Origin of the sequence: Mucilaginibacter sp. P19, from assembly GCF_050632265.1 — a bacterium.
Taxonomy (GTDB): Bacteria; Bacteroidota; Bacteroidia; order Sphingobacteriales; family Sphingobacteriaceae; genus Mucilaginibacter; species Mucilaginibacter gossypii.
Window position 1 is genome coordinate 3,832,158 of record NZ_CP192586.1, and the last position, 17,272, is coordinate 3,849,429.

Here is a 17,272-nt window from a genome sequence, read left to right on the forward strand (position 1 = left end):
ATGTTAGAGTTTGCCGAAATTGAACATACCGACCGTGAAACACTTTTTGCCGAAGTGATTTTGCCATTGGCTATTTCAAAAAACTACACCTACCGGGTTCCTTATGAGCAAAATGATGCTGTTGCCATTGGCAAAAGAGTGGTGGTGCAGTTCGGCAAAAGCAAGCTTTATACAGCCATTGTTAAAGAGATAGGGAAACTGGCGCCCGAAAAGTACGAAGCAAAATATATCATCGAGATCCTGGATGACCGCCCGGTTGTAACTCCTAAGCAGCTCGAATTTTGGCAGTGGCTGGCAGATTACTATATGTGCAACATAGGCGAAGTTATGAACGCCGCGCTGCCATCGGCACTGAAGCTGGCCAGCGAAACCCGCATCATGCTTAACCGGGAATATGAGATAGATAAAGCCACGCTTCACGATAAAGAGTTTTTAATTGTTGAAGCCCTCGAAATTCAGCTGGAGCTTACCATAAGCGATATTACCAAGCTTTTGGGACAGAAAACTGTAATGCCGATATTGAAGCTGATGTTTGAAAAAAACATCATCAACATATCCGAAGAAGTAAACGAACGTTATAAGCCCCGCAAACGCACTTTTATTACACTTAACCCGGTTTATAACAACCAGGATAATCTGCGGGAGCTATTCCCGATATTAGAAAAGCGCGCGCCTAAACAGGCCGATGCCCTATTAGCTTACATCAAGCTTTCCCGTCATCAAAAAAACATCACCAAAAACGAACTTATTGAAGAGAGCGGTGCAGGTGAATCAAGCATTAAATCGCTCATTGAAAAAGAGATCTTCTTTTCGGAGGACAGAAACGTTAGCCGCCTGCATTTTGAGGAAGAAGGAGAAGAAGGCAACAACTTTGAATTGAGCGAACAGCAAACGGAGGTACTTCAAAGCATCCGCGGGCAGTTTAAAGAAAAAGAAGTAACGTTGTTGCATGGCGTAACCTCATCAGGCAAAACACAATTATATGTAAGGCTGATAGAAGAGATTGTACGCAGCGGGAAACAGGTACTTTACCTTTTGCCTGAAATAGCCCTAACAACACATATTATTGAAAGGTTACGGACGTATTTTGGTGCGGATATCGGTGTTTATCATTCGCGTTTTAATGACAATGAGCGGGTTGAGGTTTGGCAGAAAGTTTTAAGCGGAGAGTATAAGATTGTGCTCGGCGCGCGGTCATCCGTGTTTTTACCTTTTGCCGATCTGGGATTGATCATTGTTGATGAAGAGCACGAAACATCATACAAGCAATTTGATCCGGCGCCGCGCTACAACGCACGCGACACCTCGATTTTTTTGGCTAACATGCACCAGGGTAAAGTGCTTTTGGGTTCGGCCACGCCATCCTTTGAAAGCTACTATAATGCCCGTACTCACAAATACGGTTTTGCAGAGCTCACTGAACGCTTTGGCGGCGTTGAGCTGCCCGATGTGCAGGTAGTAAGCATCGCTCATGAAACCAAACAAAAAACTATCCAGTCGCACTTTACCAGTGTGCTGATGGAGGGCATCAAGCAGGCACTTGAAAATAAAGAGCAGGTAATTTTATTCCAAAACCGCCGCGGATATGCCCCCATCCTGATGTGCAAAGTATGTGCTTATACTCCCAAATGTATCAACTGCGATGTAAGCCTTACTTATCATAAAAGCAGCGGCAAGCTGCATTGCCACTACTGCGGTTACAAGGAAGATACGCCATCCATTTGCCCCGCCTGCGGATCTACCCACCTGGAATATAAAGGCTTCGGTACCGAAAAAATTGAAGATGAACTGAGCGTTTTATTGCCCGAAGCCCGGATTGCCCGGATGGACCTTGATACTACACGATCACGGAATTCCCTGCAAACTATCCTCAACGATCTGGAAGAGAAAAGGATAGATATATTGGTTGGCACCCAGATGGTGGCCAAAGGGCTTGATTTTTCAGATGTGACACTGATTGGTATTATTAATGCTGATAGCCTGCTGAAATTCCCTGACTATAGGGCAAACGAGCGTGGTTATCAACTACTTGCACAGGTAAGCGGCAGGGCCGGCCGCCGGGGTAAGCAGGGCAAAGTAGTTGTGCAAACCTATGATATTTATCACAGGGTGTTAAAGCAGGTGATTGATAACAACTACGCCGATCTTTATTTTACCGAGATGGAAGAGCGGAAAAGCTTTAAATACCCTCCCTTCTACCGGATCATTAACCTCGATATCAAGCATAAAAATCCCGATGTGCTCCATAATCAGGCAGAGTACCTCGGCGCGCGGCTCCGGGAGCATTTTGGCGAGCGGGTGATTGGCCCGGAGCAACCGCTCATCAGCAGGATCCGCAATTATTACATTAAAAGCATTATGCTCAAATTTGAGAAGGATGGGATCTCTATCATAAAAGCAAAAACTGTTTTAAGGGATGTGATCACTCAATATTATACAACCAAACTTAGCACGGGCAGTATTGTACAGCCCGACGTTGATCCGTATTAATACGATCTTGAGTCGCGTCGGACGGGAATTTTCTGATTAACAAATTCTGTATCTTAGTTAAATGCATATTGAACGCTTTACGCCCGGCGAAATACTAAAGCCTTTTATACGGCAATACGTTTTTATCGAGACTGCAAATGATCTGGTTAATCGTATTTTGCCTGATACATCGCTGGTAATGGCGTTCAGATACGGTGGCAAGATTAGCGATATTACCGAGGCACATAGCGGTAAGCTCCCTCCTCTTTAATCACCGGCTTAAAAAAATCGCCCAGGCTAATTAATTATGCACCGGGCACGGACAATATGTTGGTTTTATTTAAAGCAGCCGGCGCGGCAGCGTTGTTCAAAAATCCGCTTCATGAATTATTTGAGGCAACTCTGCCGCTTGATAACTTTATTGACCTGCGTGAATTATCCTTAACTGAAGAACAACTGGCAGAAGCACCCAATAATCAGCAACGGGTAATCATCACCGAACAATTTCTGCTTAAACATATTGAAAGCCACAAACGGGACCAGCTGATCATATCTGCCCTGCAAAAGATCCGCTTATCAAAAGGCATGATCAAAATTAAGGACCTTGCCGATACTCATTATATAAGCCAGGATGCATTTGAAAAACGCTTCAGGCGAGTGGTTGGTACTTCGCCAAAGCAGTTTTCCAATATTATTAAGATCAGGTCGATAGTTGATAGTAAACCTAAAAACGGTTCGCTCAGCCAGGTAGCTTTAGAAGCCGGGTACTTTGACCAGCCGCATTTCAATAAGGAATTTAAACTGTTTACCGGGTTAAATCCTACCGATTTCTTTAAAATACCGCAAGCCTGGTAAATCAATGATTTTTTACAAGTATTGAGCTTCCATTATCCCGATTTTTGAAAAAAACAAGGATAATCATGAAACAGATATTTATAGATCAATTCATTGTTCCCGCAACAGCTCAACATGAATTTAAAGGACGTATGAAAGTCAACCGCGACTTTATAAAAAAGCTCGACGGATTTATTGAAGACCGTGCCTTTGAGCGCGATGATGACCAAGGCAACCTCATTTGCATTACAACCGCCATTTGGCAAAACGAAGATGTTTTACAAAAAGCTAAAGAGGCAGTGCAGCAGCTATATCAGCAACAGGGCTTTGATATGAAGGCTATGTTGCAAAGGCTAAACGTAAGCATGGAAAGGAACACTTACCGGGAGATTGCCGATTAGAAAGCAGCAACATATAATCGACACATAAAACGTTTTATATTGAATTAAAAGAACAGGCAAATATTACCCGGCCTAATTTTGCCGGGTAAGCCCGTTTTGTAATTTAATTTCTGATAGATTTGTGTTACGATTATAGTGTTTTATGACAATAACCAACTCCGATTTTAAAATAGATGTAACCTCCGAAATTGGCACACTCCGCACATTGCTTATTCATAGTCCGGATAGCGGTTTAGGCAAAGTTGTGCCTTCAAAGGCGCAGGACTGGCTTTTTGAAGATATAATTCACCTGGATACCGTGCGCCGGAATGAATACGATTATTATGTAAAGCTCCTGCTCTATTTTCTTGACCCCGACAAAATAAAAGGCAAGCTTAATCAAATTGATGATGAAGCAACCCGCCGTTCATTTTTTAAACCTGATAATCCAGGCTTCCATTCGTCAGATAAAGTTATCGAGATCCAAACCCTGCTGGCTGATATTTTACAGCAGCCGGATATCCGCAAAAAACTGGTAGCTGCAGTTTGTGCCGTTGAAAGCTGCAACTATCGCTTGCAGCAGCAACTTACAGACACGGATCCGGTTGAGCTGGCTAAAATCTTTATTTCGGGCTCGTTAACAACCGAAGAAATGATCTTTGCCCCTATCCCCAATCTTATTTTTTCGAGGGATTTGGGTATAGCGGTTAATAATCATATGCTGCTCAATAAGCCGGCAAAGAAAGCCCGTTTCCGCGAAACTTTGCTGATGCGTTACATATTTTTCAATCATCCGCTGTTTGAAGCTTATCGCGATAATATTTTGGAGATCCCTGAAACCGCGCAGCATTTTTTACGTCCGGGCGAAGACGCTGAAGGCCGCACAACTTTAGAAGGCGGCGATGTGATGATGGTAAGTCCTGATCATTTAGTGATTGGCTGCAGCGAGCGGACATCTGTCAGCGGTGCTAATGAAGCTATCAGGCTGTTGTTTGAATACGATGTTGTGAAGAAGGTAACCATCGTAAAAATTCCAAACAAGCGTGATTATATGCATATCGATACTGTTTTTACGCAGGTAAAGCGCGATACCTGGGTACTACTCCGCTCGCTTGCGGTGGCCGAAGCCCCTATTGAGGAGCGGGAGCCGATATCATGGTTTGCTGATAAAAAACAAAAAGAACGGGCGGAAATTGTTCAGTTTGAAAAAGATGAAAAACCAAGGCTATTTGGTTGTATTGAGGACCTGCTTTCCGACATCAGCGAGAACGACCTCAAAAGCGGTGTAAAAACCAAGTTTATTTACTCGGGCAACAACACCTTCCCCTTTGATGCCCGTGAACAGTGGACAGACTCCTGCAACCTGCTGGCCCTAAAAGAAGGCGTTGTTGTTGGATACGATCGGAATGATAAAACTGTAGAGGCTTTTAAAGAAGGTGGTTATAATGTGATCCGGGTAGCCGAACTGCTTCAAAAATTTGAAAATAATGAACTTGATCCACAAAGTTTAACTGATACGCTGATATTAATGCCGTCGGCCGAACTTTCCCGTGCCCGCGGTGGTTTCCATTGCATGAGCATGCCGGTATTCAGGGACACTGTAATTTAATTTGTCATTGAGTCGTCTGGTCATTAAGTCATTGCTTTGCATGATTTATTAAAAAAATGACTCAATGACTCAATGAAATAATGACAAAAATCATGAGTCAATCAACATCACATATATTAATGATCCGCCCGGTTAATTTCGGGTTTAATGAAGAAACTGCTACAAGTAACGCTTTTCAAAACGCTAATGCCGAAAAAAATGGTGTACAGGAAAGGGCCTTGAGTGAGTTTAATAGTATGGTTAACATTTTGCGCCATAATAGTGTAGATGTTACTGTTATAGATGACACCCTACAGCCTTATACGCCCGATTCGATATTTCCGAATAACTGGATATCGTTTCATAATGACGGTGGCGTTTTCCTTTACCCTATGCAGGCCGAAAACCGCAGGCTTGAGCGCAGGGAAGATATCATAACCGATTTGGAGGATAAATTTAAAGTTGCCCATGTAATTGACCTGAGCCGCTTTGAACATGACCATCGCTTTTTAGAAGGCACCGGCAGTATGGTGCTTGACAGGGATAATAAAATAGCTTACGCCTGCCTCTCGCCCCGTACAGATAAAGAGGTGCTTAACTATTTCTGTGAACAAGCTGGTTATCAACCGATCAGTTTTGAGGCCGTTGATGAAAAAGGGAAAGCCATTTACCATACCAATGTACTGATGTGCATTGGAACTGAATTTGCAGTAATCTGTTTGGATAGCATCCCCAACCCACATGAAAGGATAACTGTTATAGATTCATTGAAATCTTCGCACAAAGAAATTATTGAAATCACTTTTGAGCAGATGAACCAGTTTGCCGGTAATATGCTTGAAGTGAAAAACAAAGCGGGCGAAACGTTGATCGTGATGTCGCAAAACGCTTTCAGCGCTTTGAGTGAAGCACAGCGTTCCGCTTTACAACAGTATGGAAAGCTGGTTTATGCCGATATCAATACCATTGAAACTAATGGCGGCGGCAGTGCAAGGTGTATGATGGCTGAGGTGCATTTACCGGCTATTTAAATTCATCTGTTAACAGCGTACAACGCTATCAGATACTTGAAGAGGAAAACAATTACAGCTATAACTGCGAGTAATAACAATTGCTTAACTAAATATTTAGGCATGGCTAAATCATGATTAAGATATAAAGAGGACAATTTAATTATTACAATGCAATTTATAGCCTCTGCACATTTTTCACAAAAATTGTGTCTTTATTGTATAACAGCAACTTACGACAATAGCTTATCTTTAAACATACGTTATTAATTATGATTTTTTTACTAACGAATAAGCCCCTTTATTAGGGGCTTGTTCGTTAAGTATCCACTTGAACAGCTATTCAAGTTTATTCGGTAATGAAATAGAGGTAAGCCTGTTTTTGCTTCATTTTTGAGCGTACGCGTTTAAAACTATCTTCAATATCTTTACGCTCGTCTTTTTCAGTCACTTCCATAAAGGCTTCCTGGTAATAACCTAAGGATTTATTCCAGTCCTTTTGTTTTTCATAAAACAAGCCAAGCAGCTCAAAGGTGCGGGCCTTGTTCACCCCCGGTGTGGTTAAAGCCTGGGCCGAAATGGTTGAAACCAGCTTATCCATTCCCAGGAATACTACCAGGTCAAGATAATGGGTGTAATTATCCGGAAACGATGGCTCCAGCTCCATACAGGTTTTAAAATGATAACCTGCGGTTTGGTAATCCTGGATCTTGTAATAGTAGATCATCCCCAACTGGTAATGCGCCCTTGCAAAAAAGGGCTCATCCGTAATGATCTGGTTTAATATGTTTAAGCCCTTAGGTGTTTCTCCGAACGATAGTTCATCAACAGCCCGGAGGTACTTTTCTTCTATTGAATAATAATTGTCCATATAAAATTTCAAATTCAATTAAGCTTACGTTTAAGTAATGCTTAATGTTAAACTAATGTGGTAAATGTAGGATCGGTTTGGGTGCTTCGAAACCGCTATACCGGAGTTGAGAAGAGAATTATCGATGCAAAACCCTTCTGCTGCGGCACCATGGGCCACATTACTATTGAGCAGAATGATTTATTAAACAACATCGGTTTGTACTTTATATGTGCAAACCTACAATTATTGGATGAGAAAAGCAAGAAATGAAATTGCTGCACAACGTAAACAGCACTGTGTATGAGGTTTATTGCCGTTACATGACGTAACGGCGCCAAATAAAAATAGCAGCTTGAAATTAAGCTGCTATTGCGTTTTGTTTAACTGCCTCAATAAGGAAGTTATTTTTTAATTCCTTTTCAGATATCATTACGCTGAAATCATCAAACTTAACGCCGTGTTCAAGCGGATAAAGTACGTAACCACGCTTTAGCGCATCATATGCGCCAAGTTCAAATATTCTCGTCGTGCTTTTTGCCTTTTATTTTCGCACCGCTTACTAACTGGTAAGCGTCGGATATGGTTTCAAAATTATTGTTTTTCATAGTGCAGGTAACTATACAATTACTTTGCCAATTTTTATGCAAACCAGTCGAACAAGTCATTTTGTTTTAAAGAAGCTTTGTCAGTACCCGATAAGTCGTTAATAATCAACCCCTCGCCCATTTGTATTATTCTTGTGCCATAATTAAAAGCATCCTTCAAATTATGCGTAATGAATACCGCCGTTAAATTAAATTCGCGGATCAGTGTATCAGCTGTCCGCATTACCACGTCGGCCGAGCGTGGGTCGAGGGCCGCGGTAGGTTCGTCCAGCAATAAAACTTTACAACTATCCATCACACTCATCAGCAGGGTAAGCGCCTGCCGCTGCCCGCCCGACAAAGTACCCATCGGCTGGTCTATCTTATCCTGCAAACCCATGCCAAGGCCGGCTACTTTTTCCTGAACCTGTTTTTTAAAAGCATCATTTACCCCAACGGATAAACCTTTTCTTTTTGTGCGGATAGATGCCAGCCGGAAATTATCTAATATGCTCAAATCGGGCGCAGTGCCACTCAATGGGTTTTGAAATACCCTTGCAATCCACCGGCTGCGTTTGTAATCAGGCATGTTGGTTACATCGTTTCCGTCGATACTTATAGTGCCATTATCGGGCGATACGCTGCCGGCAATTAAATTAAGCAAGGTGGTCTTGCCTGAGCCATTCGAACCAACTATCACCAAAAACTCACCGTCTTTGATCTCCAGTGTAATGCCATTAACCGCGTTTACCTGGTTGGCTTTACCTTTATTAAATGTTTTATGCACGTCGGTTATCGTTATCATGATGATCTTAATAAGGATAAACGCGGCAGGCTTACAATTACCAGCACAAAACCGGCGGTAACTATTTTAAGTAATTTAGGGTCGACACCAACTGAGAGTGTAAACGCCAAAACCAGCTGAAATATCACTGCCCCTGCTAATACCAATACCAGACTTAACCATACCGAGGTAAGCTTAAACCAGTTAATTAATGTTTCTGCAATGATCACCGATCCTAACCCTACTATCACAATCCCAATGCCCATGCTGATATCTGCAAAACCCTGGAACTGGGCTACCAGGTAACCGCTCAAAGCCGTGAGCGCATTGGCCAGTGCCAGCCCGGTAATTTTCATCCTGTCAGTATTTACGCCTAATGAACGGATCATGGATTCACTGTTACCAGTAGCCCGCATGGCTATGCCAAAATCGGTTTTGAGCAGATGGCCGATCAGAAAAGTGATCACGATAACAAAAATGGCAAGGATCCAGAATGTATTTTGATTAAGGTCGCTCACAACACTTACTATAGTAAATAACGAAGGCAAATTGATAAGCGGTAAATTTGAGCGGCCTAAAATAGTAAGGTTAACCGAGTAAAGCGCCGTCATGACCAGGATGCCGGCCAGCAGTGCATTGATCTTTAATTTGGTATGAATAATACCGGTAAGCGCCCCCGCTGCTGCGCCTGCCAAAATCACAGCAGGTAAAATAACATAGGTGGGCTGATGATTGGTCAGCAATACTGCCGTAACCACGCCGCCCAGTGTATAACTGCCATCGGTTGTGATATCCGGAATATTGAAGATTTTCATGGATATATAAATCCCCAGCGCTATGGCCGAAAAGCATAGGCCCTGTAGTAAAGCGGTAAGGTAAAAATCCATTTATTTTACAGGCTCAAAATTTGGCGGAATGGTAATATTATATTTTTTTGCAGCAGCAGGGTTATATACCCTCTTCCTTATCTTTACCATTTCGGGTTGCAGGCCATCGGTTTTATGAGTTTTAAGAAATTGGGCTGCCTGCTCGCCGGCCTGGTACCCCCATTGATAAATATCAGCCCCAAAAGCAGCGACGGCTCCACGCTGTACCAAACCTGCTTCGCTTGTAAAAATCGGGATGTTTTTTTGATTACAGTTTTTTAGGATGGTTTCAAAAGATGCAAAAACGGTATTGTCCGGATTAGCAAAAAAGGCGTCGATGTTTTTATTTAGCAGCGACTGCGTAACCAGCTGCGCATCGGCCGAGGTATTTAACGGAAGTGCTACAATATCAACGTTTAGCCCTGCGGCCAATGATTTAATACGGTTTAAGGCATCGGCCGATTGCGGCTCCGACTGATTATAGATCATCCCGATAACCAGTTTTGCGCCCTTAGGCTTAAGCAGTTTGGGAATAATGCTGAACGAAGTATCAATATAGTTTAACTCTTCTACTGCGCCGAAAAGGTTGGCGGGCGCTTTCCCGTTGGCATCAGTTACCTTCATGCGTTCGGCAGTTGGGGATACCATGGCAAAAACGGGGATATATTTTGTTTTTTGAAGCGCTGTTACTGTTGATAATGTTGTACAAGTTGCCAGCAGGTTTACACTATCAGTAACAAAGTGGTTAACGATTTGCGTAAGCGTTGGGATATCGCCCTGGGCATTGCTGTATTCAATTTGCACCGTCTTTTTTCTTCGCTGAAACCATTTTTGTTCAAGGCATCAGTAAAACCTTTGCGGGCCTGTGATATGGTGGCATCTTCAAAAGCATCAACAAAACCAACTACAGGCACCTGCATTGATTTGGTTTTGGGTTTACAGGATACGAAAAAAACAAGTACTATAGCTACCGGCAGATATTTGATAAACTTCATTTTACTAAATTAACTTTTTAGCCGTAAAGCTGAAAGTACAATGGCAAAACCCGAAAATTGTTTTACAATAAGATTATCATTATACGAAAGCTTAAAGCAGAACACACAAAGCCAAACCGGCAAGCCAATTACAAAGTCGTTTAATTATGTATAATAATTTACTGCATTACCTTTCCAGGCAACGAGCTTAACAACTATTCAACCCTAATATGATTAAAACACAATTAGTTTAAAGCAGCTCTTTAAGCCCGGCAAAATTACTGATGGTTGCTACCATGCCATCAGGCACAACGCCAAAACCATAATTTGCAAAAATAAAAGGTACACCGGCTTGTTTGGCGGCATTATAATCGCCCATGGTATCACCTACGTAAACCGGGGCTTTCAATTGGTGATCATTAACCACATCTTTGATATTATCGGCCTTAGGGTTCCCTTTTGTGCCGAAACACTGGTGTCCAAGAAAATGGCCATGCAATTGGTTCAGATCCAAAAACAGTTCGATATAACCGTTTTGACAATTGCTCACTATATAAAGTTTGTAATTTGCAGCAAGGTATTTAAGGGTATCTTCCAGTTGAGGGTAAAGTTCGCCCCCTTTGGTGAACAGGATCTCCAATTCACTTACGGCACAAAGAGCCTGCACTTCTTTGCGTTGCTCTGCATTAAGATCAGGGAATAACTTATCAAAAATTGCATCGTAGGTCATGCCGGTAATAGAACGCACGCGTTCCTGCGTCATTTCCTCGTTAATATATTCTACCTTACTGATTGCCGCCTGCCATGCAAGGGCAACATTAGCGGTACTATCCCAAAGGGTACCATCAAGGTCAAAAATTATGCTGTCGTATTTATTTTTAAGCGAATCATTCATATCGCCGGCAAAAGTAAAAGTTTATTAGCCGCCTTGCATAATGATGTTAATTTATTTGCTACTTTAACTGAATAAAACCATGATCACAATTAAAACGGTTTCTTTAAGCCCTGATGAAAAGGCTGAATTGGAAAAGGCTTTACGCAAATTCGCAGCGAAGCGTGAAACTAATTTCGATTTTATATCATCAGAAGTATCTATGGGAGCAGATAAAATCTTTTTAGGTTATGAAGGCAATCGCAACATACATTTTACCCGCCCACGCACGTTTATAGATCGCTATCTCCCAAAGCTGATTATCAACCTACCCCGTAACACAACTGATTTATTTTACAGGTTAAGGCTGAGTAACATGAGTACTGCAGTGTTAGTATTGCTGGTAATTGGGATTGCAGCCGGTATTATTTCCGCATCCATCGGCGAGGGTACGATTGAGGCTTTGATTTACCCGCCTGGTTTTCTTTTTATGTTTGCTTTGGGTACTTTACTGGAGTATAAACTTTCTGCTTTAAAAGTTAAAAAGGCTATATCAAAATATCGGCTGTTAAAACACCGGTATATTGAGGAAGAAAGTTTGTAATATGTTCATATCAAAAATAGTGCCCAGGCCAACTCTTACCAACAGCCTGGCATAATTTTTTTAAAGAATTTGTAACATAATGGATTTTTTATTTGTACATTTAAATATTCGCCGTCATCTATTAAAAATTGCGTAAAACTACGTACGCAAAACGGTGAAATCCCTGATTACTTTTTATATAGCGTTGGTTATTTTTGGAGCATAATATGTTTCTGAACATCCGGAGGCATCTTTTAAAGACTTATACCTTGCTTATGAAATTATTTTACCATTTTCTTGTTTTGGTTGGGACATCTCTCATTTTGGTAGCTTGTGCCAATATGTTTTCCTCAACACCCGAAAAAAAATCGATAAACCTGCGCAACGCAGCGGCATCTACTTAGGCAAAGATTCATTGTATAATTCAGAAACAAACACCCGGCTCACATTCTCGGATTCTTATTACCGTGATGTTTTAAACCGGTATACAAGCGGCAACCACCAGGCCTGGCACAAAATCAATAACAATTTATTTATTGCCGCAAATTACCTGGGCCTTAACCCAATAGAAAAATAATTTAGTTTAATAGTTAGTTAGTTAGGAACAGTTGTAAACAGTCGCAGCAGAACGCTCCGACTGTTTTTTTATGATCAGAATTTGGGAAATGAACCCAGGCCAAAAAATATCGCGAATAAAGGGATAGCCAACAAAAAGTATGCTTTTGCCAATTGTCTGTCATCGGCATTCCCAACTACAAATACATTATATAGATCGGCTTTCAGTGATTTAAGTTTCGCTTTCATGATAATAGATTTTAAGCAATTATAAACAGCTTAATTTCAAATACTTATTTAATTTATATAAATCAAGCTTGTTATTATTATGACTGTAGCGGCGGATTTTGGTTTAAATGAAAATGCCCTTAATTTTTTAATCAAGGGCATCTGTATGTATTTCAGTCAATTAAATTATTTCGTTTTATCCTCGCTCATCTCCGGATGATAATGTAAGCCCGGTGTAAGCCAGTGCAAAAGCATCACCCTTGAATACCTGAAATTAAATGGCGCTAAAACTACCGCTACTCCTAAAATAATAGTTACATACAACCAGGGGTTACTGCTGCCTGTTAAAACGCTGATAGCAACTGCTAGTGTAACCATCTCAGCAACGTTAAGCGCATAACTGGCAAACATGGCTACATAAAAATAACCGGGTTCACGCTCATACACCAGGCCGCAGTGTGAACATGTTTTATGCATCTCCTGTCCTTTAAATTCATACATACCGGTAGCAAACAGGTCGCCGCGCCTGCAACGCGGACATTTGGCGTTTACAAAGGCAGACCAGGCGGATAATTTATATTTAGGGGTTTCCATAACGTTATGATTTATTGTTTAAGGTTTTTTTCTGAATTCTTCGGGGGTAATGCCCTCAATTTTTTTAAAGAACTTGGTAAAATAGGAGTTATCACTAAAATTTAGGTTAAAAGCTATCTCACTTATATTAAGTCGCGGATTGGTCAATAGCCTTTTTGCTTCAAGCAAAGTTCTGTTACGGATCACCTCTCCTGCCGACAGGCCAAGCACATCTTTACATACCGCGTTTAAATGATTGGGGGTAATATAAAGCAGTTCTGCATAATCTTTAGGGAGCTTTACATCGATATAATGCTGTTCAATCAGCTTCTGAAAGTTACGGATCAGCGTTTGATTATAGCCCTGTTTGCCAAAGCTATCGCCTTTGCCCTGGCAACGATTTATTAGAATGAAAAGCTGAAGCATAAGCACCCTTACCATATCGCTACCCAAAACTGCAGGCTTTTCAACTTCAGATACAATCCTTTCAAAAAGGGTAATGATTTCGGGTAACTGGTTGGCAGGTAAGTCAACCACCTCATCCTTTGGATTGCCGTTCAAAAAGTTAAAATTGTCAAAGTAGCCTGAGCGTAATAAAAACGACTGGATAAACGAGCTTGAGAAATTGATAATATAACCGTCAGTAAAACCTTCAAAAGCCCATGAATGCACCTGCCCGGGAATCATAAAGTAAATCTGCCCCGGCCTTACCTCAAAGCTTTCAAAGTCAATGGTATGTGATCCTCCGCCATCAGTAAACAATACCAGGTGGTAAAACGAGTGGCGGTGCGGGAAGAAAAGGTTTTTATGAGCATCCAGATAAGACGCAAACCTGCTGATCAGGATGTCGTCCTGTTTAATATCATCGGCAAGTGTGCAAATATCAATTGTGGGAATGCTTTGTAACATGACACAAAACTACACACAATAGCTTTGCCCTTAATGGTACTATTTTTATTTTGTATGGTACTAATCAACGATTGACAATTTTTTAATAAATCACGTCCATTTTTGGATGATATCTTCCAGCCGTTCAAAAGTAAAAGGTTTACTTACAAAATCTTTCATACCGGCCTGGGTGCATTCACGCTCATTTTCGCTAAGCACGTTGGCTGTCATGGCAATAATAGGCGGAGCGCCTTTACCATGCTTTGTTAATATATGGCGGGTAGCCTGTAAACCATCCATTTCGGGCATTTGAATGTCCATGAATATCAGATCGTAGTTACACTGCTCAACCATATTTACCGCGGCCAATCCATTTTCGGCAATATCAATATTATAACCAACCTTTTTAAAAATCTTACTGGCTATTAACTGGTTCATTTTATTATCCTCGGCTAATAAAATGCGTAACGGCCGGTACTGAAAAGCTTCCTTTTCATCCGGTTGCATCTCCGGTTCAATAATGCCATAGGTAACATGTAAAGGCAAGGTAAAGCTAAACAATGAGCCCTGGGCTTCCTTACTTTCTACCCAGATTCTGCCGTGCATCATCTCCACAAGTTTTTTGCAAATGGATAAGCCCAGCCCCGTACCGCCATATTTGCGCAAGGCGGTAGTATTTACCTGTGTAAATGGTTTAAATAACTGTGCTAATGCCTCTTCACTTATGCCAATCCCGTCATCTTTGATGCTAAAGGTTATGTCCTGGACGTTGTTCCTGATCTCAGATGCTGTGACGCGTAAACTTACCGAACCTTCGTCGGTAAACTTAATGGCATTTCCGATCAAATTAACCAGGATTTGCTGAAGCCTGCCCTCATCTGCTATTACATAGTTTGCCACATTAGCATCAACATCATAGGTTAAGCTTAGGGGTTTGTGAAGGGATGTAATGGCCGGTTCAGTAATTTCAATAACTGTTTTTATGCAGTTACGCAAATGCGTTGAAACCGGGTGAAGGACCAGTTTATCTGCTTCGATTTTTGAAATATCAAGAATATCACTGATGATGTTAATCAATAAATTACTGCTCGATTGTAAAGTTTGAAGCAGTTCCTGCTGCTCGGGCTGTAAATTAGTACGTGATAGCAATTGGGCGGTACCGATGATACCGTTAAGTGGCGTGCGAATTTCGTGGCTCATATTGGCCAGAAAGTTCGATTTGGCAAACGTGGCCGCCTCAGCCTGGTCACGTGAGGCCGAAAGTTCAATTTGAGAAGCTTGCAGCTCTTCACCCTTACGAATCAGGTCGCGCTTATCGGTTTCGTGGCTTTTTTTAATAAAACCTACCAGCAGCCCAACAGTCAATATGTTTACCACAGCCGAAGTGATGAGGTCAGATTCTTTTGACGCGGTACTATCATAAGGCTGTACTAAACCAGGAAAATGTTTTTCGATAAAGTAGCATCCTAAAAATATAGCTATTAGCGCGCCGATAAAAATATAATGATATCGTTTTTTTACAAGCAGGGTTATAAGTACAATAAAAAAGACTCCCGAAAGCGTTGTTGATCCGGAGATACCGCCATTGTAAAACCAGCCCGGAATAATTGCAAACAGCCCTAAGCAAATGTAAATGAGGGTTGCATCCTCTTTATACTTTACGAACCTGCTCCTGTAAAAAGCCCAGCCCGACATCAGTATCACAAAAAGCTCAACAAGCTCAAGCTTATAACTTAAGCCTAAAAACAAATTGCAGATTAGCGAAAAAACGCTGCTGGCACAAATGAATAATGAGAGCGCATTAAACAGCTTATTCTCCAGCGACAAATCAGGCATCCCGTAGCCAATAATCCGCTTCAGCTTTTCCATTTAAAATAAAAAATTAATTAGAGAGAACTCTTTATACTCAAAAACAGGGAGTTCGGTTTAGTAAATAAACTATTTTTTAGGAAATATTTAAAACTTTAGTGTTTAAAAAAGTAAAAAACAGGATATTATTGTTTAATAATTAATTTAAAAAATCAATGTAATTATTAAGTAATCCAAAGTAAGTGATTGGAATGCTAATCAGGTAACTAAAAGCAAACAGCGCAGCTTTCATTTAAAAAGCGCGCTGTTATATATAGTGAAATATAAATTAATATTTAATAAACACTGGCGATATTCAGCATTTCAATAGCTTCATTATTTAATTTCAAAGCGGCTGATACAACAAGATCATTAAGCTGCTCCAAACTGGTGGCACTAACAATGGGTGCTGTAATACCGGGCCTCGCAATTAACCACGCCAGTGCAATTGCCGACTGACTGGTTTGATACTGCCCGGCAAGGTCGTCCAGGGCTTTTAATATCCTGTAGCCTCTTTGGTTAAGATATTTCTTAACCATCCCCGCGCGGCTGCTTCCCTTCAGGTCGGCTTCCGAACGGTATTTGCCGCTTAAAAAACCGCTGGCCAACGAAAAATAACTGATCACCCCAAGGTTTTGCTCTTTAATAAAGGGCTCGTAAGTGGTTTCATATTTTTCCCTGTCGAACAGGTTATATTCGGGCTGAAGCGTTTGATAAGCTATCAGGCCTTCTTCAATACTCGTTTTGAGCGACTCATGCAAACGTTCGACAGACATATTGGAAGTACCTATAGCCCTCACCTTACCATCCTGCACCAGTTGATCATAAGCACGCAGGGTTTCTTCAACCGGGGTTGAGGGATCGTCGTAATGGGTTTGATACAAATCAATGTAATCGGTTTGCAAGCGCTTTAATGAAGCCTCGGCCGATTTAATAATGTAATCCTTTTTAAGCCCTTTGCTGCCCGAATCCATTTCGGCGCCTACTTTAGTGGCTATAACTACTTTATCGCGTTTGCCGCTTTGCCTAAGCCAGTTACCAATTTCGGTTTCCGACTCGCCGCCTTTATTGCCCTCAACCCAGCGCGAGTAAACATCAGCAGTATCGATAGTATTAAACCCGGCATCCACAAATGCATCCAGTAAAAGGCCCGTATCTTTACCTTTAACAGTCCACCCAAACACATTGCCGCCAAAAACCAATGGCGCTGTTGATATGCCGGATGCTCCTAATTCACGATTTTTCATAATAATTTATTTAGGGTATTACAGGGATAAAGCGGTGTTAAGCGTATTTGTTTGACAGTATAATGAAATAAAGGCTCAACCTGCGATGATGTTACAAAACGCACAAAACTTAACAAATTAGAGATTGAGAAGACATA

General features: G+C 41.4%; 18 protein-coding genes. 7 read left to right on the top strand and 11 right to left on the bottom strand.

What is annotated here, in order from left to right; genetic code table 11:
• The 6 genes from priA to ctlX all read left to right on the top strand — a co-directional run bounded on the left by priA (position 1) and on the right by ctlX (position 6,302).
• The gene (priA, locus tag ACQ86K_RS18545; RefSeq protein WP_091162661.1) at positions 1-2,490 is read left to right on the top strand and encodes a replication restart helicase PriA; all 2,490 of its coding nucleotides are present in this window, start codon (positions 1-3) and stop codon (positions 2,488-2,490) included.
• 61 nt (positions 2,491-2,551) lie between these two features.
• Positions 2,552-2,740 carry a hypothetical protein gene (locus tag ACQ86K_RS18550; RefSeq protein WP_431198523.1) on the top strand — a complete coding sequence of 63 codons (189 nt, stop codon included), beginning with the start codon at positions 2,552-2,554 and terminating at the stop codon, positions 2,738-2,740.
• A 56-nt stretch (positions 2,741-2,796) separates the two neighbouring features.
• Positions 2,797-3,324, top strand: a complete 528-nt coding sequence (locus ACQ86K_RS18555; RefSeq protein ID WP_431198524.1) for a helix-turn-helix domain-containing protein — start codon at positions 2,797-2,799, stop codon at positions 3,322-3,324.
• Positions 3,325-3,389: 65 nt separating this feature from the next.
• Positions 3,390-3,704, top strand: a complete 315-nt coding sequence (locus ACQ86K_RS18560) for a hypothetical protein (protein WP_091162659.1) — start codon at positions 3,390-3,392, stop codon at positions 3,702-3,704.
• A 142-nt stretch (positions 3,705-3,846) separates the two neighbouring features.
• Complete coding sequence (locus ACQ86K_RS18565) at positions 3,847-5,292, top strand: arginine deiminase family protein (protein ID WP_091162658.1); 1,446 nt, start codon at positions 3,847-3,849, stop codon at positions 5,290-5,292.
• A gap of 92 nt (positions 5,293-5,384) precedes the next feature.
• Entirely contained in the window at positions 5,385-6,302 is a 918-nt protein-coding gene (gene ctlX, locus ACQ86K_RS18570) for a citrulline utilization hydrolase CtlX (protein WP_256337320.1), read from the top strand.
• A 328-nt stretch (positions 6,303-6,630) separates the two neighbouring features.
• Here ctlX and ACQ86K_RS18575 read toward each other — a convergent pair whose 3' ends face one another.
• From ACQ86K_RS18575 to ACQ86K_RS18600, 6 genes are all read right to left on the bottom strand, one after another.
• Positions 6,631-7,152 carry a tetratricopeptide repeat protein gene (locus ACQ86K_RS18575; RefSeq protein ID WP_091162657.1) on the bottom strand — a complete coding sequence of 174 codons (522 nt, stop codon included), beginning with the start codon at positions 7,150-7,152 and terminating at the stop codon, positions 6,631-6,633.
• A gap of 621 nt (positions 7,153-7,773) precedes the next feature.
• A complete protein-coding gene (locus tag ACQ86K_RS18580) occupies positions 7,774-8,523 on the bottom strand; it encodes an ABC transporter ATP-binding protein (RefSeq protein WP_091162655.1) in 750 nt (249 codons plus the stop codon).
• Entirely contained in the window at positions 8,520-9,389 is an 870-nt protein-coding gene (locus ACQ86K_RS18585) for an ABC transporter permease (RefSeq protein WP_091162654.1), read from the bottom strand. Before ACQ86K_RS18585 ends, ACQ86K_RS18580 begins: the two co-directional genes overlap by 4 nt.
• Positions 9,390-10,172, bottom strand: coding sequence for an ABC transporter substrate-binding protein (locus tag ACQ86K_RS18590; protein ID WP_431198525.1), 783 nt, complete (start codon positions 10,170-10,172; stop codon positions 9,390-9,392).
• Positions 10,091-10,363 carry a hypothetical protein gene (locus tag ACQ86K_RS18595; RefSeq protein WP_431198526.1) on the bottom strand — a complete coding sequence of 91 codons (273 nt, stop codon included), beginning with the start codon at positions 10,361-10,363 and terminating at the stop codon, positions 10,091-10,093. Before ACQ86K_RS18595 ends, ACQ86K_RS18590 begins: the two co-directional genes overlap by 82 nt.
• Before the next feature lie 229 nt (positions 10,364-10,592).
• Complete coding sequence (locus tag ACQ86K_RS18600) at positions 10,593-11,237, bottom strand: HAD family hydrolase (RefSeq protein ID WP_091162652.1); 645 nt, start codon at positions 11,235-11,237, stop codon at positions 10,593-10,595.
• Between the two features lie 79 nt (positions 11,238-11,316).
• Between ACQ86K_RS18600 and ACQ86K_RS18605 the strand changes: the two genes are divergently transcribed.
• Complete coding sequence (locus tag ACQ86K_RS18605; protein ID WP_091162651.1) at positions 11,317-11,817, top strand: hypothetical protein; 501 nt, start codon at positions 11,317-11,319, stop codon at positions 11,815-11,817.
• A gap of 630 nt (positions 11,818-12,447) precedes the next feature.
• On the opposite strand, the gene ACQ86K_RS18610 is transcribed toward ACQ86K_RS18605, so the two are convergent.
• The 5 genes from ACQ86K_RS18610 to ACQ86K_RS18630 form a co-directional block, all read right to left on the bottom strand.
• A complete protein-coding gene (locus tag ACQ86K_RS18610; protein ID WP_167516102.1) occupies positions 12,448-12,600 on the bottom strand; it encodes a hypothetical protein in 153 nt (50 codons plus the stop codon).
• Positions 12,601-12,765: 165 nt separating this feature from the next.
• Positions 12,766-13,173: a DUF983 domain-containing protein gene (locus ACQ86K_RS18615; protein WP_091162649.1), complete on the bottom strand. Its 408-nt coding sequence runs from the start codon at positions 13,171-13,173 to the stop codon at positions 12,766-12,768.
• Positions 13,174-13,191: 18 nt separating this feature from the next.
• Positions 13,192-14,061 (bottom strand): AraC family transcriptional regulator, encoded by an 870-nt coding sequence (locus tag ACQ86K_RS18620; protein WP_431198527.1) that lies wholly within the window; start codon positions 14,059-14,061, stop codon positions 13,192-13,194.
• 90 nt (positions 14,062-14,151) lie between these two features.
• Positions 14,152-15,909, bottom strand: a complete 1,758-nt coding sequence (locus ACQ86K_RS18625; protein WP_091162647.1) for an ATP-binding protein — start codon at positions 15,907-15,909, stop codon at positions 14,152-14,154.
• Positions 15,910-16,184: 275 nt separating this feature from the next.
• Positions 16,185-17,135 carry an aldo/keto reductase gene (locus ACQ86K_RS18630; protein ID WP_091162646.1) on the bottom strand — a complete coding sequence of 317 codons (951 nt, stop codon included), beginning with the start codon at positions 17,133-17,135 and terminating at the stop codon, positions 16,185-16,187.
• Between the last annotated feature and the right edge of the window lie 137 nt (positions 17,136-17,272).